This is a genomic window from Kitasatospora sp. NPDC098652, from assembly GCF_044760155.1.
In the GTDB taxonomy this organism is placed as follows: Bacteria; Actinomycetota; Actinomycetes; order Streptomycetales; family Streptomycetaceae; genus Kitasatospora.
The window spans coordinates 1-19,565 of the sequence record NZ_JBIWAQ010000002.1; the positions used below are offsets into that span (position 1 = coordinate 1).

A 19,565-nucleotide genomic window follows, 5' to 3' on the forward strand; every position below is an offset into this window, starting at 1 on the left:
TGACCTGCGCGATCTGGCACAACGACCACACCGGCCAGCCCGTCATGCGCTCGCTGACCGCCTACGACCACTAACCCTTCGCATCATTCATCTAGACGGTGACCGGCTCACCCGGTGGCAGCAACCGCCCTCCTGAGGAAGTCTCCGCAGGAGCCCTCGAAGCGGTCGCCGGCGCTCCGCTCTCCCGGCCGGACCGTCACTCCCCCCTCCCCGCTCGGGTTACGCACCGGTAACCTGGTCTTCCCCGCCCCACCGGTCCCCTCGGGGCCGGTGGACCCCCACCCCGGGCGACCTCGGAGGCAGACGCCGCATGAGCATCCGTACCACCACCCGCGCCACCACCGGCCTCGGCGGGCGCCTGCGTTCGGCCACCGGCCTGCTCGGCGGCTTCGCGGCCGCCTCGGCGGTGCACCTGGGCTCGCTCCTCTCCGGGGCCCCGGTGCTGCGCAACGCCACCAAGCCGGCCCTGATGCCGCTGCTGGCCGCCCACAGCGTGGCGGCGGCGGCCCGGACCGAGCGCGAGGCGCCGAAGCTGCTGACCCCGGCGCTGCTGGCGAGCGCGGGCGGGGACGTGCTGCTCCAGTTGAACGACGACACCGCGTTCCTGGCCGGGATGGGCTCGTTCGCGGCCGCGCACGTCTGCTACGTCGCGATGTTCGTCCGGCGCGGGGCGCTCACCGACCGGCGGCGCGCCCTGGTGGTCGCGGCCGCGTACGCGACGGCCTGGGTGGGCATGATCGGTCAGCTCTGGCCGGACCTCGGGGAGCTCAAGGTCCCGGTGGCCGGCTACAGCCTGCTGCTCACCTCGACGGCGGTCACCGCGGCCGGTCTGGGCTGGCGGACCGGGCTGGGCGGGGCGCTGTTCCTGCTCTCCGACACCCTGATCGCGACCCAGTTGGCGAAGTGGCGCGAGCTGCCGGGGCATCAGTTCTGGATCATGGCGACGTACGTGCTGGCCCAGTACCTGCTGGCCAGCGGTCTGCTCCAGCACGAGGAACGGCAGGAGCGGGCGGCCCGCTGACGCACCGCCGCGGCCCCACCCGCCACCGAAACGCCGCCGCGCCGCCGGTCCGGTCAGGGCTCGGCGGCGCGGCGCGCGCGTACGCGGGGGGCGGGGCCGTCAGCCACTGCGCCTCCGGAGCAGCCAGAAGCCGCCGACGGCACCCGCGACCAGGGCCAGCCCTCCGGCCAGCTCCGCCGGGTCCCCCGCGACCGAGCCGCCGAGCCCGGTCTTCACCGCACCGTGCGGGGCGACCTGCTGGCTGCCGGCGCCGGACTGTCCGAGCGAGCCGGCCCACTCCCCCGCCGCCTCGCCCCAGTCGCCGAGGCCCTTGTTGGGGGCGGTGGCGGCCACGGTGGTGACCTTGACGGTGGTGGAGAAGGCGCCGCCGTCCGGGCAGGTGCCGTCGACCTTGCTGTCCCCGTTGTGCTGGGAGGCGAGCCGGGCCGAGCCGGTGTGCTTGCCGTCGGAGCCCAGGGTGAGGGTCGCGGGGCCGCCCTCGAAGGCGGCGGAGTGGGCGGTGATGGTCTTGGCGTCGGGCTTGTCCGACTTCTCGCAGGAGACCGTGACCGTCACGGTCTGGCCCGGTGCGGCCTGGGACGGGCTGACCGAGGCCGCGCCGTCCCTGGCTGCTGCGAGGGGGGCCGTCAGACCGGTCAGCACCGTCGCGCCGATCAGGGCGGCGGCGGCCGTACGCGTGGGGCGCATGCCGGAACCTCCGGGATTCTCGGGCGCAGCCGGGGACTCCCATGTCCACGTGGTGTGTCAACTGCACCCGGTCATTCACCGACGGTAGGCAGGCCCACCGGGCCCGGCCACCGCTCAGGACCGTTCGAGCGACGGCCCGTCACCCTCCGTCACCACCACCCGGCGTCACCGCCGCCCCGGAGCCTCAGAGGTCCAGGTCCACCACGACCGGGGCGTGGTCCGAGGTGCCCTTGCCCTTGCGGGCCTCGCGGTCCACGTAGCTGTCGGTGACGGCGTCGGCGAAGGGCTTGTTGGCGTAGGTGAGGTCGATCCGCATGCCGCGGTTCTTCGGGAACGCCAGCTGGCGGTAGTCCCAGTAGGTGTAGGGGTGGTCGTACTTGAGCGGACGCGGCACCACGTCGTGCAGGCCGATCTCGCCCAGCGCCGCCAGCGCGGCGCGCTCGACCGGGGTGACGTGGGTGAGGCCCTCGAAGGCGGCGACGTCGTAGACGTCCGCGTCGGTGGGGGCGATGTTGAAGTCCCCGAGGATCGCGAAGGGGCGGGGGCCGGCCGCGTCCTCGGCGGAGGCCTTGCGCAGCGCCTCCAGCCACTCCAGCTTGTAGTGGTAGTGCAGGTGGTCGACCTCGCGGCCGTTGGGCACGTAGACGGACCAGACCCGGACCGGGCCGCAGGTGGCGGCGATGGCGCGCGGCTCGACGTCGGGCAGCAGGGCGCCGTCGGCCAGGTAGCCGGGCTGGCCGGGCAGGTCGCGCACGACGTCCTCCAGGCCGATCCGGGAGACGATCGCGACGCCGTTCCACCGGCCGGTGCTGTGCGCGGCCGTCTCGTAGCCGAGCTCGCGGACCTGCTCGTACGGGAAGGCGTCGGCCGCGCACTTGAGCTCCTGGAGGCAGAGCACGTCGGGCTTGGCGCTCTCCAGCCACTCCAGGAGCTTGGGCAGCCGCGCGGTGACGGAGTTGATGTTCCAGGTGGCGATGCGGACGGTCACGGCGGGCGGCCTTCCCGGTGGTTCGGTCGGTACGGACGGGGGTGGGCCCCACGGGGAGACCCACCCCGAACATACCGCCCGGCACCGACAACCCGGCCCGACCGGCGCCACGGCCGGGCGCTCGGCGGTCGGCGCCACGGCCGGGCCCGGCGGTGGTCCAGCCGGGCCCGGTGGTCAGCCCGCGGGGCGGACCACCGCGGCCGAGCCGCCGCCGCGTCGCACCGGCTCGGCGGCGGCCACCCAGCGGCCGTCCGGCAGACGTTCCACCCCGGTGGCGGCGCCGATCTCGCCGCCGGCGGCGAACCGGTGCCCGAGGGCCTCCAGCGCGGGCCGCTCCGGCAGCGCCAGGAAGCCGGGCTCCGCCTGGGTGACGGCGCTGTTGCGCTGGCTGGCGCGCGGCGCGGCGATCGCCTGCTCCAGGCTCAGGCCCCGGTCGAGGCGGCCGAGCAGCACCTGGAGGGTGGTGGTGATGATGGTCGCGCCGCCCGGGCTGCCGGTGGCCAGCAGCGGCTCGCCGTCGCGCAGCACGATGGTCGGGGACATCGAGGACCGCGGCCGCTTGCCCGGGCCGGGCAGGTTGGGGTCGGGGACGCCGGCGGCGAGCGGGACGAAGTCGAAGTCGGTCAGCTCGTTGTTGAGCAGGAAGCCCCGGCCGGGGACGGTGATGCCGCTGCCGCCGGTCTGCTCGATAGTGAGGGTGTACGAGACGATGTTTCCCCAGCGGTCCGCCACCGTCAGGTGGGTGGTGTTGGGGCCCTCGTACGGCTCGGGAAGGGCCTGCCCGGTGTCCGCGCAGTCGGCCGGGTGGTACGGGTCGCCGGGGGCGAGCGGGCTGCTGAGCGCGCGGTCCGGGCTGATCAGGCAGGCCCGGGAGGCGGCGTAGCGCTCGGAGAGCAGCTGCCTGGTCGGGACGTCGGCGAAGGCCGGGTCGCCGACCCAGCGGTTGCGGTCGGCGAAGGCGATCCGCGAGGCCTCCAGGAAGTGGTGGTAGTACTGCGTGCCGCTGTAGCCGGAGAGGTCGCCGTCCTCCAGGATGTGCAGCGCCTCGCCGACGGTGGTGCCGCCGGAGCTGGACGGCGCCATCGAGTAGACGTCGTAGTCGCGGTAGGCGACGTGGGTGGGCGCCTGGCGGCGGACCTGGTAGGCGGCCAGGTCGGCGGCGTCGACCTTCCCGGGGCGGGCGTTGCGGCCGGAGGCCGGGTCAACTGGCGGGTGCTGCACGGTGTTGGCGATGTCCTGCGCCAACTCGCCCTGGTAGAAGGCTTTCACGCCGTCCTTGGCGAGCAGCTTGTAGGTCGCGGCGAGGTCGGGGTTGCGCAGGACGGAACCGACCTCGGGGAGCTTGCCGTCGGGGAGGTAGATCTTCGCGGTGGCCGGGAAGTCCTTGAAGCGGCTGTAGTTGTCGGAGGTCTGGCCGCGGAAGGTGTCGTCGACGACGAAGCCGTTCTCGGCGATCCGCTCGGCGGGTTCGAGGTTCTGCGCGAGCGAGCGGGTACCCCACTGGCGCAGTGCGGAGTCCCAGGTGGCCGGCGTGCCGGGGACGCCGACGGACAGTCCACTGGTGACGGCGTCGGCGAAGGCGAGCGGCTTGCCGCCCTCCAGGAACAGTCCGGCGTCGGCGGCGCGGCCGGCCGTCTCGCGGCCGTCGATGGTGTGCACCTTGCCGGTGGCGTGGTCGTAGTAGACGAAGTACCCGCCGCCGCCGATCCCGGAGGAGTAGGGCTCGGTCACGCCGAGCGCGGCCGCGGCGGCGACGGCCGCGTCCACCGCGTTCCCGCCCTTGCGCAGCACCTCGATCCCGGCGGCGGTGGCGTCGGCGTCCACCGAGGCCACCGCCCCGCCCCAGCCCACCGCCTCGGGCGCCTTGGGCGGCGGCGCCGCGGCGCCGGCTGGCCCGGTCGTGGTGGCCCAGACCAGTGCGGTGGCGATCAACAGTGATGGCGCTAGGCGGGTCAGAGCCCTCATCCGAGTCCTCCTGAGTCGACGTCACGTCAGTTGTTCCACAGGAGACATGAATCAGACAACCACACCGCACGGCTACCAATGGGTAGTTGACAGGAGGGGCGGGAGGGGCGGGAGGGGCGGAGGGCGCGGAGGGGAACGGATGACAGCTGACAGATTTCAGCGAACAGATTTCGTTATCTGTTATCTGTTCGCTGAAATCTGTTATCTGAAATCTGTCAGCTGAACCCTGTTCGCCGCCCCACCCCCGCTACAGCGCGCTGCGCTCCACCCGCCGCCGCTTGATGGTGCGGAACCGCCGCGCGACCTGCCGCGCCAGGTCGGCGGCGCCGACCAGCCCCGCCTCGTTGCCGAGGGCCGCGTGGACGATGGTGGCCTCGGGCCGGAAGCCGCGACCGGTGAGGGTGCGGCGGAAGGTGTCCCGAGCCGGGCCGAGCAGCAGGTCGCCGGCCTCGGAGACGCCGCCGCCGATGACGAAGCGCCCCGGGTCGAGGCCGGCCGCCAGGTTGGCGATGCCGACCCCGAGCCAGGTGCCGACCTCGTAGAGCAGCTCGGTGGCGGTCGGGTCGCCCTCCCGGGCGGCCTCGGTGACCAGCGGCCCGGTGATGCCCTCGACCGTGCCGCCGGCCCGGGCGAGCAGCGGCTGCACCACCGGGGACTCCTCGGCGACCAGTTCGCGGGCGTCCCGCACCAGCGCGTTGCCGGAGGAGTACTGCTCCCAGCAGCCGCGGTTGCCGCACGGGCAGCGGTGGCCGCCGGGCACCACCTGCATGTGTCCGAACTCGCCCGCCAGGCCGTACTTCCCGCGGTCGACGTAGCCGTCCCGGACGACCGCGCCGCCGATGCCGGTGCCCAGGGTGAGCATCACCATGTGGTCCTCGCCGCGCCCGGCGCCGAAGCGCCACTCGGCCCAGGCGGCCGCGTTGGCGTCGTTCTCCACGATCACCGGGAACCGCAGCCGCTCGCTGAGCGCCTGCTGGAGCGGCTCGTTGCGCCAGTTGAGGTGCGGGGCGAAGAGCACCCGGGAGCGCTCGGCGTCGACCCAGCCGGCCGCGCCGATGCCGACCGCGTGGACGTCGTGCCGGTCGGCGAGCTGGAGCACCAGCTCGACGATCACGTCCTCGACCACCTTGGCGCTCTTGCTCTTGTCGGGGGTGTCGGTGCGCAGCTTCTCCAGCACCTTCCCCTCGCCGTCGACGACCCCGGCGACCACCTTGGTGCCGCCGATGTCGACGCCGATGGTGGGCAGCCGCAGTATGCCCGCGGGCAGGGCCCGGCGGCGGCGCTCGGCGCGCGGGCCGAGGCCGAGCAGGGTGGGCAGGACGGTCGGCCGAGTGCTGCCATGGGGGCTGGTCACGGCTGCGGACGCTCCTCACGAGAGTCGGGTTCGGTGGGGCCGGGGGCCGACGGTCGGGCCAGCTCGTGCGAGAGTTCGGCGAGGTCGGAGCCGCCGGCCATCTCGGTGGTGAGCTGTTCGAGGCCGATCTCGGCACGCGGGTGGCTGCCCGCCATCCGCCCCCGTTTCAGCAGGGTGAAGTGGTCGCCGACCAGGTAGGCGTGGTGCGGGTTGTGGGTGATCAGGACGACCCCGAGCCCGGCGTCGCGGGCCGCGGTGACGTACTTGAGCACCACCCCGGACTGCTTGACGCCGAGCGCCGCGGTCGGCTCGTCCAGGATGAGCACCTTGGCACCGAAGTGCACGGCACGGGCGATCGCCACGCACTGGCGCTGGCCGCCGGACAGGGTGCCGATCGGCCGGTCGACGTCGTGCAGGTCGATGCCCATCCTGGCGAGCGCCTCGCGGGTGGTGGCGCGCATGCCCTCGGCGTCCAGTCGCAGGCCGCCCCAGCGGCGGGTGCCCCGTTCGGAGCCGAGGAAGAAGTTGCGCCACACGGGCATCAGCGGGACGACGGCGAGGTCCTGGTAGACGGTGGCGATGCCGCGGTCCAGCGCCTGGCGCGGGGAGTCCAGCCGGACCTCCTCGCCGCCGATGGTGTAGCGGCCCTCGTCGTGCCGGTGCAGCCCCGCGATGATCTTGATCAGGGTGGACTTGCCGGCCCCGTTGTCGCCGAGCACGCAGCTGATCTCACCGGCCCGCAGGGTCAGCGAGACGTCCTGCAGCGCGCGGACCGTCCCGTAGGTCTTGCCGACGCCCTCCAGCGCGAGCAGTTCGGTGCCCGCCGGTTCGGTGGCCACCGGGTGCTCCGTACCGGAGCCGAGCCGGTCGTTCGTCGCGGACCCCGTGCCGGAGCCGAGCTGGTCGTTCATCGCGGACCCCGTTCCGCCCGGCGCTTGACGTAGGCGTTGAGCAGCGCGGCCAGCAGCAGCATCGCGCCGAGGAAGAACTTGAACCAGTCCGGGTTCCACTGGGCGTAGATGATCCCCTTGCTGGCCATGCCGAAGATCAGCGCGCCGAGCGCGGAGCCGACCACCGAGCCGTAGCCGCCGGTGATCAGGCAGCCGCCGATCACCGCCGCCACGATGTAGATCAGCTCGTTGCCGACGCCCTCGCCGGACTGCACGGTGTCGAAGGAGAACAGCAGGTGCTGCCCGAGCACCCAGGCGCCGAAGCCGACGCCCAGGTAGAGCAGCGTCTTGGTCCGGGCGACCGGCACGCCGACCGCGCGGGCGGCCGCCGCGTCGCCGCCGACGGCGAAGATCCAGTTGCCGAAGCGGGTGCGCAGCAGCACCCAGCTGCCGACCACCAGCAGGCCGAGCCACCACCAGACGGTGGCCTTGACCGTCAGCCCGCCGATGTTCACCTCGGAGGCGAACAGCCACCGGCAGCTCTCGAAGCCCTGCATGTCGGCGATCGACTTGGTGGAGACCGTCCCGGAGATCGCCTTGGTGACGCCCAGGTTGGCGCCGGTCAGCATCAGGAAGGTGCCGAGGGTGACGATGAAGCTGGGCAGCCTGGTGCGGCCGAGCATCCAGCCGTTGAACCCGCCGATCGCCAGCGTGGTGGCGAGCGAGACCAGCACGCCGACCCAGGTGACGGCGGTGAACTGGTACGAGACCATCGAGGAGGTCAGCGCGGCGGTGGTGACCAGCACGCCGGCCGACAGGTCGAACTCGCCGCCGATCATCAGCAGCGAGACCGGCACGGCCATGATCCCGATGGTGGAGGCCGCGTAGAGCACGGTGCCCAGCGAGGAGACCCGCAGGAACGGCTCGGCGACGGCGGCGAAGACCGCGAACACCGCGACCGCGGCGATCAGCGAGCCCAGCTCCGGGCGGGCGAGGAGGCGCCGCAGGGCGGCCGGACGGTCCTGGACGAGCAGGTCCGGGGTGGTGGAGCCGCTCACCTGGTCCCCCTCGCGACGTACTCGGCGAGCGCGCCGGCGTCGTCCTTGGTCAGGATCTGCGGGCCGGTCGCGACCGGCTTGCCGCCGCCGAGCATGTCCAGGTTGGACTTGTACAGCCAGAGCAGGTCGACGCCCTCGTAGCCCTGGAGGTAGGGCTGCTGGTCGACGGCGAAGCCGACGCTGCCGGACTTGAGCCCGGCGACCACCTGCTGGCCCAGGTCGAAGGTGTCCAGTTCCACGCCGCGGTGGGCGTCCTGGACGGCCTGCAGCCCGGTGGCGGCCATCGGGCCGGAGAGGGTGAGCACGGTGTCGATGGACGGGTCGGCCTGGAGCTTGGCGGAGATCGCCGCCCGGGCGTCGGGCATGTCGACACCGTTGACGTACATCACCTGGAAGCCGCCGCCGGCCTTGGACTGGGCGCCGGAGCAGCGCTGCTCCTGGCCGACGTTGCCCTGCTCGTGGATCACGCACAGCACGTTCTTGCGGCCGCGCGAGGCCAGCTCGGTGCCGGCCGCCTGGCCGGCCGAGGACTCGTCCTGGCCGATGTGGGTGAGCGCGCCGAACTTCGCGGAGAACTCCTGACCGGAGTTGATCGTGATGACCGGGATGCCGGCCGCCTTGGCCTTGCCGAGGACGTCGGCCATCGCGTCGCCCTTGGCGAGGGTGACCAGCAGGCCGTCGACCTTCTGGTCGATGGCGGCCTGGACGAGCTGGACCTGGTTCTGGGTCTGCGCGTCGTTGGAGTACAGGAAGGTGATGTTGTCCTTGGCGGCGGCCTGCTCGGCGCCCTTGCGCACGCTGTCCCAGAAGGCGTCGCCGGCGCCGGCGTGGGTCACCATGGCGACCTTCCAGCGCGGGGTGGTGACGGCGCTGCCACCGGTGGCCGCGGCCTTGGCGCGGGCCTCCTCGGCGCGTCTGCCTCCGGTACTGCTGCAACCGGCCGCGGTGACCGCGAGGGCCAGGACGGCGCACACGGGCCAGAAGCGGCGGGACGGGCGAAAGCGGGTTGTGCTCATCCCCATAGTCTCTCTGGCCCGGCCGCGCGGGATCGCACCGCCTCGCCCGGCAGCGCGAACGGCGCGCCAGGTAAGGTGCCCCGGGGGACCTTCCTGGAAGTTCGCTGAACATCTGGTCCGGAGCACCGCCGCCCGGGTGACAGACTAGGCGCCGACCCGAAGCGGGAGCAGCTCGGAAACGTGATGTTCCTCTCAGGTTCCGCACAGATTCGGACGGCAACCGATCATCCGCTGGTTGCCGTCTGATGCCATTGACGTGCGTTCGGGCGAGTGGGGCCCGGGCGGCGAGCGACCCGGATACGAGAACTCGATGGAACTGACAGGTACGCCATTCTTCATCCTCACCGTCATCCTGGTGCCGGTGTCCATCGCGGTGGCGCTGCTCTTCTGGGGGAAGGTGCGCGGCCCCCAGCCGGTCCGCACCCTGTCCCGGATCGTCATGATCATGTTCTGCCAGGTCACCGCCGTGCTGATGGTCTTCGTGATGGTCAACAACGCGAACCTGATCTACGGCAACTGGGACGACCTGCTCGGCACCGGTGACCACGTCCGCGCGGTGCCCTCGGTGGCGCCGGTGGACCCGGCCGGCAACGGCAAGGACGGCTCCGGCGACGCCGCCAAGCAGCCGCCGAAGGTGCTGCAGAAGTTCGGCGGCGTGAACGACCCGGCGGTGCCCGGCGACGTCCAGAAGACCGAGCTCAAGGGCCAGGTGTCCGGGGTCGACGGCGAGGTGCTGGTCTGGCTGCCGCCGCAGTACAACGACCCGGCGTTCAAGGACAAGAAGTTCCCGGTGGTCGAGCTGATCCCCGGCTACCCGGGCTCCTCCTCCACCTGGTACGGCACCCTCAAGGTCTCCGAGCAGCTCAAGCCGCTGATGCAGCAGGGCAAGGTCGCGCCCTTCATCCTGGTCTCGCCGCGCACCCTGCTGCTGGGCAACCACCAGGACGCCGGCTGCACCGACATCCCCGGCAAGATCAACGCGGACGCCTGGATCACCCGCGACGTCCCGCAGATGGTGCTGGACAACTTCCGCGCCGACCCGTCCGCGGACCGCTGGGCGATCGCCGGCTACTCGGCCGGCGCCCACTGCGCGGCCAAGATCTCGCTCGCCCACCCCAACCGCTACCGCGCCGCCATCGCGATGTCCGGCTACAACGACCCGGCCACCGAGGGCGACTCGTTGGTCGGCAAGGACCCGAAGCTGCGCACCGAGAACAACCCGGTCAACATCCTCAAGTCCGCCCAGCAGCCGCCGAAGGTCGCCCTGCTGGTCAGCGGCGCCAAGGGCGACGGCTACGAGGACGGCCAGGCGATCGCCGCCGCGGCCAAGGAGCCGACCAAGATCCAGGTCGAGGAGAGCACCGGCCCGCACACCACCGACATGTGGAAGCGGATGGTCCCGAGCGCCTTCGAGTGGCTGACCGGGATCATCCCGGTGCAGTGACCGACCGGCACCGCCGGAACGGCCGGGGGCCCGTCGCGAGTGATCGCGGCGGGCCCCCGGCCGATTCCATCCACTCCTGGCTGTTCCCGGCCGGTTCCGGCGCCCTCCAGTGACCTCCCAGGAAGCGGCCGTTCCTGGGGCCGGTGTTCATCGGGCAGAACTGTCAGGAAACGGTCAGGCCAGTTCCAGCGCCAGGTAGAAGTCCACCCGGTCCTCCAGGCGGGAGAGGTCCCGCCCGGTCAGCTCCTCGATCCGGCCGATCCGGTAGCGCAGGGTGTTCACGTGGACGTGCAGCTGCCCGGCGCAGCGGGTCCAGGAGCCGTCCGAGCGCAGGAAGGCCTCCAGGGTGCGGACCAGGTCCGCCTGGTGCTCGATGTCGTACGAGATCACCTTGTCCAGCAGCCGGCTGCGGAAGGCGCGGCGGACCTCGTCCGGGACGGCGGCCAGCAGCAGCACGTGCGAGGCCAGCTCCTCGGGGCCCGCGACGCAGACCCGGCCGACCCGGGCGGCGGCGATCCGACGGGCGTGCCGGGCCTCCTCCAGGGCGCCGCGCAGGCCGCCGGCCTCGGAGGCGGGGGCGGAGACGCCGAGGGTGATCCGGCCCTCCGAGCCCAGCCCGGCCTCCAGCGGGGCGAGCAGCTCGCGCAGGGTGTCGGCGGGCACCGGAGTGTCCAGCGCGGGCAGCACCACCACGGCGCCGTTGCCCGCCCCGGCGACCAGGGCGCGGTCACCGGTGCCGCCGAGCGCCTCCTCCAGCACGGCCCGTACGGTGCCCTCGGGCAGGCCGGTGCCCTCGGCACTGAGCACCAGCCAGGAGGCGTCCTGGGCCGGGGACTTGGGCTCGGGGCTCTCGTAGCGGGCGGCCATCGCCGAGGAGGCGTACAGGGTGCGGCTGATCTCGGCCGGGTCGGCGTCGCGGCGCAGCAGGGCGAGCAGTTCGTCGGCCAGTCGGCGGCGCAGCCGGCGGCCCTCGTCCCGGCGGTGGCGCTCGGCGGCGACCAGCCGGGCCAGGTTCTCGGCGAGCTGCTGGCGCTTGGTGGTCCATTCGGTGACGTCGCCGGCCACCGCGAGCACCCAGTCGACCAGCGGTGCCTCGTGCTCGGCGGAGGCCGCGGCGGGCAGCAGCGAGTAGGCGCCGCCGGCCAGTCGGGCCCGGTGCGGGGGGCGGCGGCGCTGGCGCTGGGCGGCGAGGTGGGCGCGGACCAGCTGGTCGCGGTCCTCGGCGGTGAGCCGGTCGGCCGGGCCGGCGATCACCGCGCCGGTCGGGGTGAGCACCCAGCAGTCCAGGTCGAGGTCGCCGCCGAGCAGGTCCAGCACGGCGTCCAGTCCGCCGCCGCCGGCCGCCGAGACCAGCAGCCGGTGCCGGTCGACCAGGGCGGCGAGGTCGGCGGCGCGGTCGGCGGAGACCTGACGGCCGATGAACTCGGTGACGGTGCCGAAGGCGATGTCGTCGGGGACGGCCAGCAGCGGCATCCGGTGCCGGCGGCAGGCCTCGACCAGGTCCTCGGGCACCGGGCCGACCTCGGCCTCGCCGGCCGCCAGGGCGACCGCGCCGCCGGCCGCGATGGTCCGCACGAAGCGCTCGGAGTCGGCGGGGCCGCCGCGCCAGAGCATCCCGGTGAGCACCAGCTCGCCGCCGTGCAGGTAGCGGCCGGGGTCGTGCAGGTCCGTGGTCATCACACCGCTGACCTGCCGGTCCAGCTCCTCCTCCGCCGCGAGCAGGCGCAGTCGGGGGGCGCCGGGGGCGAGCAGGTCACGGACACGCATCCGCGGACTCCTAACGGGGGCTGGAACGGGGTGGCAAAGCGGGGTGGAAGCGGGGGTGGAAGCGGGGATCGGGGCCTGGACGGGGGCCTGGACGGGGGTGGGGGGCTGCCGGGCACGCCGTCCGGGGGTGACAGTGTGCCCGAACATCCGTGCTCGGCGTTACGTACCAGCGGGCCGCCGGGTTACGGGCCCGTAGCCCGCGAATCACGGCCGGATTACGGTCGTAGGTAGCACTCGGCGAACACCTGGGCTGCGGATTCTCCTGCTTAGAGGAACGTACAGGATGCCGGGCGGGCTCACAGCCGGGGCTTCATGCCATCGGTGACTGCCAGTGGGCCGCGTCACAGGAGTTCACTGGGCGACACGCCGCCGGACACCCGGTCGGCGAAGACCTGAGGAGAAACCCGCATGGAGTTCCTTCGGCCCGCCACCTGGGACGAGGCTCTCGCGGCGAAGGCTGAGTACCCGACCGCGCTGCCCATCGCGGGCGGCACGGACGTCATGGTCGAGCTGAACTTCGACGTGCACCGGCCATCCGCGATTCTCGACCTGAACCGCGTCACCGAGCTCACCGAATGGACGAACGACGGCAGCGTCGTCCGACTCGGCGCCTCCGTCCCGTACGCCCGGATCATCTCGGAGCTGTCCGGGCCGCTGCCCGGGCTCGCCCTGGCGGCCCACACCGTCGGCTCGCCGCAGATCCGCAACCGCGGCGGCGTCGGCGGCAACCTCGGCGGCGCCTCCCCGGCCGGTGACGCGCACCCCGCGCTGCTGGCGGCCGGTCGGGACGTCTTCGTCGAGGCGGCCTCGGTGCGCGGCACCCGGCTGATCCCGATCGACGAGTTCTACGTCGGCGTGAAGCGCAACAGCCTGGCGGCCGACGAGCTGATCCGGGCCGTGCACATCCCGGTCGCGGACGGCCCGCAGCAGTTCTCGAAGATCGGCACCCGCAACGCGATGGTGATCGCGGTCTGCGCCTTCGGTTTCGCCCTTCACCCGAAGAACGGCACCGTCGGCACCGGTATCGGTTCGGCTGCCCCCACGCCGCGCCGCGCCGTCGAGGCCGAGGAGTACCTCCAGGGCGTGCTCGCCGAGCGCGGGCTCTGGGAGTCCGGGGAACTGCTCGGCACCGAGGTGATCCAGCGCTTCGGCGAGCTGGTGAAGGCCGCCGCCTCCCCCATCGACGACGTCCGCGGCACCGCCGACTACCGGCGGCACGCGCTGGCCGTGATGGCCCGCCGCACCCTCACCTGGTGTTGGAACGACTACAGCAAGCAGATCAGGAGCGCGGCATGAAGGTCACGTTCACCGCCAACGGCAAGCCGGTCGAGGCCGACGACGTGTGGGAGGGCGAGAGCCTGCTCTACGTGCTGCGCGAGCGGGTCGGCCTGCCCGGGTCGAAGAACGCCTGCGAGCAGGGCGAGTGCGGCTCCTGCACCGTCTACCTGGACGGCGTGCCGGTCTGCTCCTGCCTGGTCGCGGCCGGCCAGGTGCAGGACCGCGAGGTGCGCACGGTCGAGGGCCTGGCCGAGGAGAACGGCGAACTGGGCCTGGTCCAGCAGGCGTTCGTCGACGCCGGGGCCGTCCAGTGCGGCTTCTGCACCCCGGGGCTGCTGGTGCAGACCGACGCCCTGCTGGAGAAGGACTCCCAGCCGAGCGACAACGACATCCGCGAGGCGCTGTCGGGCAACCTCTGCCGCTGCACCGGCTACGAGAAGATCATGGACGCGGTGCGGCTCGCCTCCGCCCGCAAGTGCGCCGGTGAGGGGGCTTCGGCATGAGCACCAGGACGATCCAGGGCCAGAAGAACCTGCAGAACATCAACCAGGCCTCGAAGGACGGCATCGGCGGCTCGCCGCTGCGCCCGGACGGCAACCTGAAGGTCAAGGGCGAGTTCGCCTACTCCTCGGACCTGTGGCACGAGGACATGCTCTGGGGTATGGCGCTGCGCTCGCCGCACCCCCGGGCCAACATCCTCTCGGTGGACATCTCCGAGGCGCTCAAGGTGCCCGGCGTCTACGCGGTGCTCACCCACGAGGACATCCCCGGCTCCAAGTACTACGGCCTGGAGATCCAGGACCAGCCGGCCCTGGCGATCGACAAGGTCCGCTACCACGGCGAGGCGATCGCCCTGGTCGCCGCCGACCACCCGGAGACGGCCCGGCGCGCGGTGAAGAAGATCAAGGTCGAGTACGAGGTGCTCACCCCGATCGTCACCGAGGAGCAGTGCCTCGACCCGGAGACCCACGGGTACGTGCACGAGCCGCACGAGTACAAGTCCCACGCGTACGGCAACATCTGCCACGAGCAGAAGCTGGTCTCCGGCCTCGGCGTGACCGACGAGGTGCGGGCGATGGCGGACGTCATCGTCAGCGGCGACTACGAGGTCGGCATGCAGGACCAGGCCTTCCTGGGCCCCGAGTCCGGCCTGGCCGTGCCCGCCGAGGACGGCGGCATCGACCTCTACATCGCCACCCAGTGGCTGCACGTGGACCGCGAGCAGATGGCCCCGGTGCTGGACCTGCCCGAGGAGAAGGTCCGGCTCACCCTGGCCGGGGTCGGCGGCGCCTTCGGCGGCCGCGAGGACATCTCGATGCAGATCCACGCCTGCCTGCTGGCCCAGCACACCGGCAAGCCGGTCAAGATCGTGTACTCCCGGGACGAGTCCTTCTACGGCCACGTCCACCGCCACCCGGCACGGATGCACTACGAGCACGGCGCCACCCGCGACGGCAAGCTGGTCTTCGCCGACTGCCGGATCGTGCTGGACGGCGGCGCCTACGCCTCCGCCTCCCCGGCCGTCGTCGGCAACGCGGCCTCGCTGGGGCACGGGCCGTACGTGATCCCGAACGTCAAGATGCACGCCATCGCGCTCTACAGCAACAACCCGTCCTGCGGGGCGATGCGCGGCTTCGGGGCCGTCCAGGCGGCCTTCGGCTACGAGACCCAGATGGACAAGCTGGCCGCCGAACTCGGCATGGACCCGGTCGAGTTGCGGCAGCTGAACGCGATGTCGGAGGGCGACTTCATGCCCACCGGCCAGCAGATCGACTCCCCCGCCCCCGTGGCCGAACTGCTGCAGCGGGCCAAGGACATGCCGCTGCCGCCGCCGCTGGACACCGAGCACCTCGACGTACGCTCGCTGCCCGGCGCGCTCTCCAACACCTCGCACGGCGAGGGCATCGTGCGCGGGGTCGGCTACTCGGTCGGCATCAAGAACGTCGGCTTCTCCGAGGGCTTCGACGACTACTCCACCGCCCGGGTGCGCCTGGAGGTGATCGGCGGCGAGCCGGTCGCCATGGTGCACACCGCGATGGCGGAGGTCGGCCAGGGCGGCGTCACCGTGCACGCCCAGATCGCCCGCACCGAGCTGGGCGTCGAGCAGGTCACCATCCACCCGGCCAACACCGAAGTGGGATCGGCCGGTTCGACCTCCGCCTCGCGCCAGACGTACATGACCGGCGGCGCCGTGAAGCTCGCCGCCGAGGCCGTCCGGCGGGAGCTGATCGAGAAGGGCCGGCGCCGCTACGGCTGGACCCACAAGGACATCACGCTGACCGGCGGCAAGGTCGTCTCGGAGAGCGCCGGCGTGCTGGTGCCCATGGTGGACCTGCTCGGCGACGAGGCCATCGACCTCACCCGCGAGCACCACCACCGGCCCACCCAGGCCTTCGACAAGGAGACCGGCCAGGGCTTCGGCCACGTCCAGTACACCTTCTGCGCCAACCGTGCCGTGGTGGACGTGGACGTGGAACTCGGCCTGGTCAAGGTGGTCGAGCTGACCGCCGTCCAGGACGTCGGCAAGGCGCTCAACCCGCTCTCCGTGGTCGGCCAGATCCAGGGCGGCTGCACCCAGGCGCTCGGCCTGGCCGTGATGGAGGAGATCATCGTCCGGGACGGGAAGGTGCGCAACGCCTCCTTCACCGACTACCTGATCCCCACCATCCTGGACACCCCGCCGATCCCGGTGGACGTCCTCGAACTGCCCGACCCGCACGCCCCGTACGGGCTGCGCGGCGTCGGCGAGGCGCCGACCGTGTCGGCGACCCCCTCGATCGTGGCGGCTATCCGCAACGCGACCGGGCTCGCGCTCAACCGGATCCCGGTCCGGCCGGAGCACCTGACCACCGAACAGCCCGGCTGATCCCGGGAGTTCGACCAGCGAGCCTCCACCACGGCAGTACTTCCCGGGGCGGTGACACGTCTTCCCCACCGCCCCGGGACCCCCACCCCCCACATCCGCTGCCCTGCCCACGCCGGGGTTCCGCAGTGGTGCGCACCACCCTCATCCGCGCCACCAGCACAACGCACCACCACCAGGCGCCGGTACAAGGCACCACCACCAGGCGCCACCACAACGCACCGCCCCATCCGCACCGCTGGCACTCCCCTACGAGTGCCACCAGTGAGTCGATACCGTCCCCCTGTGCCAACTTCGTTGACTGGCAGTCAGGTCGGCTCGCCCACCCCAACCCCCTTTGACACTTGGGAGTGGACATGACCAGGATCCCCACGGAGCCCGGCACCACTGAAACAGACAGACCCGCCGAGGACGAGCCCCACCCCTCGTCCTCGACAGCGGAGCCCAAGGGCGCGCTCGACGCGTACTTCAAGATCTCGGCCCGCGGCTCGACCCTCGCCAACGAACTACGCGGTGGCCTCACCACGTTCATGGCGATGGCGTACATCATCCTGCTCAACCCGCTGATCCTCGGCGGCGCGGACGTCAACGGCGTCAAGCTCGACCACGCCGCGCTGACCACCGCCACCGCCCTGGCCGCCGCCGTCACCACCATCCTGATGGGCGTGGTCGGCAACGTGCCGCTCGCGCTGGCGGCCGGGCTCTCCGTCTCCGGCGCGGTCTCCGCGCTCGTCGTACCGCACACCACCTGGCCCCAGGCCATGGGCCTGTGCGTGATCTACGGCCTGCTGATCGTGCTGCTGGTGGTCTCCGGACTGCGCGAGAAGATCATGAACGGCATCCCACTGCCGCTCAAGCACGCGATCACCATCGGCATCGGCCTGTTCGTCACCGTCATCGGGCTCTACAAGGCCGGCTTCGTGCACACCGGCGGCCCCACCCCGCTGTCGCTCGGCCCCTTCGGCGAACTCTCCGGCTGGCCCGTCCTGATCTTCTGCCTCACCGTGCTCACGATCTTCGTGCTGATGGCGCGCGGCGTGCGCGGCGCGATCCTGATCGGCATCGCCGGCGGCACCGTGGTCGCCGTCGTCGTCAACAAGCTCGCCGACGTACCCGCAAAGGCCTGGGGCAACTCCGTCCCGGTGTGGCCCGGAAGCCCCGTCGCCGCCCCCGACTTCAGCCTCTTCGGCCACGTCGACCTGTTCGGCGCCTTCGGCGGCAAGGGTCTGGGCGCGATCAGCGCCTCGGTGGCCGTGTTCACCCTCGTGCTGGCCGGCTTCTTCGACGCGATGGCCACCATCATCGGCGTCGGCACCGAGGCCGGGCTCGCCGACCGGCAGGGCCGGATGCCCGGCCTGTCCAAGGCCCTGTTCATCGACGGCGCCGGCGGCGCGGTCGGCGGCCTGGCCGGCGCCTCCGGACAGACCGTCTTCGTCGAGTCCGCCACCGGCGTCGGCGACGGCGCCCGCACCGGCCTCGCCTCCACCGTCACCGGCGGCCTGTTCGCCCTGATGCTGTTCTTCTCGCCGCTGGCCGGCATCGTCCCGGTCGAGGTCGCCTCCGCCGCCCTGGTGGTGATCGGCTCGATGATGATGAGCCAGGCCCGGCACATCGACTGGTCCGACCGCGAGGTCGCCATCCCGGCCTTCCTCACCTCCGTACTGATGCCGTTCACCTACAGCATCACCGCGGGCGTCGCCGCCGGCGTCATCTCCTACTCGGTGATCAAGGCCGGCCAGGGCAAGTGGCGCGAGCCCGGCCTGCTGATGTGGGTCCTCACCGCGGTGTTCGTCGTGTACTTCGCCCTCAGCCCCGTCAAGTCCTGGCTGGGCGTGCACTGAGTGCACCTTTGATCACCACCGCCGCCGTACGGGATCGTTTCCCGTACGGCGGCGCCCCCGCTACTGTCGAAACGTGTAAGGAGCATCCGACATGCAGGACATCGCCGAGCAGTTGCAGGCCTGGCACGCGTCCGGGCGCTCCTTCGCCGTGGCCACCGTCGTCGGCGTCTCCGGCAGCGCCCCGCGCGACCCCGGGGCGGCGCTGGCCGTCGACGCCGCCGGGGAAGCCGTCGGCAGCGTCTCCGGCGGCTGCGTCGAAGGCGCCGTCTACGAGCTCTGCCAGGCCGCCCTCGAATCCGGCGAACCCGTCCTGGAACGCTTCGGCTACAGCGACGAGGACGCCTTCGCCGTCGGCCTGACCTGCGGCGGGATCCTCGACGTGTTCGTCCAGCCGGTCGTGCCCGGCACCGACCCGGGCATGGACGCCGGCCTGCGCCACATCGCCGCCGGGACGCCCGTCGCCCTCGCCCGGGTGATCGACGGCCCGGCCGGACTCCTCGGCGCCACCCTCGCCGTCACCGCCGAGGGCCAGCACGGCGCGCTCAGCGTCGGACCGTCCACCGTCGGCGCGCTCGAACGCGCCCTCGTCACGGAGGCCCGGGCCATGCTCGACGCCGGACGCACCGGACGGATCGTGCTCGGCCTCGACGGCCGGCCCTGCGACGAACAGGAACAGGGGACGGTCACCTGCTTCGTCGAGTCCTACGTGCCCGCGCCCCGGATGCTCGTCTTCGGCGCGATCGACTTCGCCGCCGCCGTCGTGCGGATCGGCAAGTTCCTCGGCTACCACGTCACCGTCTGCGACGCCCGGCCCGTCTTCGCCACCACCCGGCGCTTCCCCGAGGCCGACGAGGTCGTCGTCGACTGGCCGCACCGCTACCTGGACTCCCAGCTCGGCCGGATCGACGGCCGCACCGTGCTCTGCGTGCTCACCCACGACGCCAAGTTCGACGTCCCGCTGCTCGAACGCGCCCTGCGCCTGCCGGTCGGCTACGTCGGCGCCATGGGCTCCCGGCGCACCCACCGCGACCGGCAGGCCAAACTCCGCGACGCCGGCCTCACCGACGCCGAACTCGCCCGGCTGCGCTCCCCCATCGGCCTCGACCTCGGCGCCCGCACCCCCGAGGAGACCGCCGTCTCGGTCGCCGCCGAGATCATCGCCCACCGCCGCGGTGGCAGCTGCCTGCCGCTGAGCGCCGGCGACGGGCCGATCCACCACGACACCGCGCCGCCAGCCGCGGAGGAGCCGACGCCCGCGCACCGGACGCACGCCCGCCGGACGCACGCGGCCTGACGTACGCGGCCGGACGCACGCCCGCCGGACGCACGCGGCCTGACGCACGCGGCCTGAGGTACGCGGCCGGACGTACGCGGCCGGTACGCACGCGGCCGG

15 protein-coding genes are annotated in these 19,565 nt (G+C 72.5%); 7 read left to right on the forward strand and 8 right to left on the reverse strand.

What is annotated here, in order from left to right:
• Nucleotides 1-310: 310 nt before the first annotated feature.
• Nucleotides 311-1,021 carry a lysoplasmalogenase gene (locus ACIQWA_RS04105; protein WP_402477903.1) on the forward strand — a complete coding sequence of 237 codons (711 nt, stop codon included), beginning with the start codon at nucleotides 311-313 and terminating at the stop codon, nucleotides 1,019-1,021.
• A 99-nt stretch (nucleotides 1,022-1,120) separates the two neighbouring features.
• Here ACIQWA_RS04105 and ACIQWA_RS04110 read toward each other — a convergent pair whose 3' ends face one another.
• From ACIQWA_RS04110 to ACIQWA_RS04140, 7 genes are all read right to left on the reverse strand, one after another.
• On the reverse strand, nucleotides 1,121-1,708 hold the full coding sequence (locus ACIQWA_RS04110) for a hypothetical protein (RefSeq protein ID WP_360229616.1): 588 nt from the start codon (nucleotides 1,706-1,708) through the stop codon (nucleotides 1,121-1,123).
• 184 nt (nucleotides 1,709-1,892) lie between these two features.
• Nucleotides 1,893-2,696: an exodeoxyribonuclease III gene (locus tag ACIQWA_RS04115; protein WP_402477905.1), complete on the reverse strand. Its 804-nt coding sequence runs from the start codon at nucleotides 2,694-2,696 to the stop codon at nucleotides 1,893-1,895.
• Nucleotides 2,697-2,870: 174 nt separating this feature from the next.
• The gene (gene ggt / locus ACIQWA_RS04120) at nucleotides 2,871-4,661 is read right to left on the reverse strand and encodes a gamma-glutamyltransferase (RefSeq protein WP_402477908.1); all 1,791 of its coding nucleotides are present in this window, start codon (nucleotides 4,659-4,661) and stop codon (nucleotides 2,871-2,873) included.
• 247 nt (nucleotides 4,662-4,908) lie between these two features.
• On the reverse strand, nucleotides 4,909-6,015 hold the full coding sequence (locus tag ACIQWA_RS04125; protein WP_402477911.1) for an ROK family glucokinase: 1,107 nt from the start codon (nucleotides 6,013-6,015) through the stop codon (nucleotides 4,909-4,911).
• Nucleotides 6,012-6,926 (reverse strand): ATP-binding cassette domain-containing protein, encoded by a 915-nt coding sequence (locus ACIQWA_RS04130; RefSeq protein WP_402477914.1) that lies wholly within the window; start codon nucleotides 6,924-6,926, stop codon nucleotides 6,012-6,014. Before ACIQWA_RS04130 ends, ACIQWA_RS04125 begins: the two co-directional genes overlap by 4 nt.
• Complete coding sequence (locus tag ACIQWA_RS04135; protein WP_360229622.1) at nucleotides 6,923-7,963, reverse strand: ABC transporter permease; 1,041 nt, start codon at nucleotides 7,961-7,963, stop codon at nucleotides 6,923-6,925. Before ACIQWA_RS04135 ends, ACIQWA_RS04130 begins: the two co-directional genes overlap by 4 nt.
• A complete protein-coding gene (locus ACIQWA_RS04140) occupies nucleotides 7,960-8,979 on the reverse strand; it encodes a sugar ABC transporter substrate-binding protein (RefSeq protein ID WP_360229624.1) in 1,020 nt (339 codons plus the stop codon). Before ACIQWA_RS04140 ends, ACIQWA_RS04135 begins: the two co-directional genes overlap by 4 nt.
• 310 nt (nucleotides 8,980-9,289) lie before the next feature.
• On the opposite strand from ACIQWA_RS04140, the gene ACIQWA_RS04145 reads away from it, so the two are divergent.
• Nucleotides 9,290-10,423, forward strand: a complete 1,134-nt coding sequence (locus tag ACIQWA_RS04145) for an alpha/beta hydrolase (protein ID WP_402477917.1) — start codon at nucleotides 9,290-9,292, stop codon at nucleotides 10,421-10,423.
• A gap of 174 nt (nucleotides 10,424-10,597) precedes the next feature.
• Here ACIQWA_RS04145 and ACIQWA_RS04150 read toward each other — a convergent pair whose 3' ends face one another.
• Complete coding sequence (locus ACIQWA_RS04150; RefSeq protein ID WP_402477920.1) at nucleotides 10,598-12,190, reverse strand: PucR family transcriptional regulator; 1,593 nt, start codon at nucleotides 12,188-12,190, stop codon at nucleotides 10,598-10,600.
• A gap of 408 nt (nucleotides 12,191-12,598) precedes the next feature.
• On the opposite strand from ACIQWA_RS04150, the gene ACIQWA_RS04155 reads away from it, so the two are divergent.
• The 5 genes from ACIQWA_RS04155 (at nucleotide 12,599) to ACIQWA_RS04175 (ending at nucleotide 19,466) form a co-directional block, all read left to right on the forward strand.
• On the forward strand, nucleotides 12,599-13,486 hold the full coding sequence (locus ACIQWA_RS04155; RefSeq protein ID WP_360229630.1) for an FAD binding domain-containing protein: 888 nt from the start codon (nucleotides 12,599-12,601) through the stop codon (nucleotides 13,484-13,486).
• Nucleotides 13,483-13,971: a (2Fe-2S)-binding protein gene (locus ACIQWA_RS04160; RefSeq protein ID WP_360229632.1), complete on the forward strand. Its 489-nt coding sequence runs from the start codon at nucleotides 13,483-13,485 to the stop codon at nucleotides 13,969-13,971. Before ACIQWA_RS04155 ends, ACIQWA_RS04160 begins: the two co-directional genes overlap by 4 nt.
• Nucleotides 13,968-16,334 carry a xanthine dehydrogenase subunit D gene (pucD, locus tag ACIQWA_RS04165; protein ID WP_402477924.1) on the forward strand — a complete coding sequence of 789 codons (2,367 nt, stop codon included), beginning with the start codon at nucleotides 13,968-13,970 and terminating at the stop codon, nucleotides 16,332-16,334. Before ACIQWA_RS04160 ends, pucD begins: the two co-directional genes overlap by 4 nt.
• Nucleotides 16,335-16,687: 353 nt before the next feature.
• Entirely contained in the window at nucleotides 16,688-18,172 is a 1,485-nt protein-coding gene (locus ACIQWA_RS04170; RefSeq protein WP_402477927.1) for an NCS2 family permease, read from the forward strand.
• A gap of 91 nt (nucleotides 18,173-18,263) precedes the next feature.
• The gene (locus ACIQWA_RS04175; protein WP_402477930.1) at nucleotides 18,264-19,466 is read left to right on the forward strand and encodes an XdhC family protein; all 1,203 of its coding nucleotides are present in this window, start codon (nucleotides 18,264-18,266) and stop codon (nucleotides 19,464-19,466) included.
• Nucleotides 19,467-19,565 lie beyond the last annotated feature (99 nt).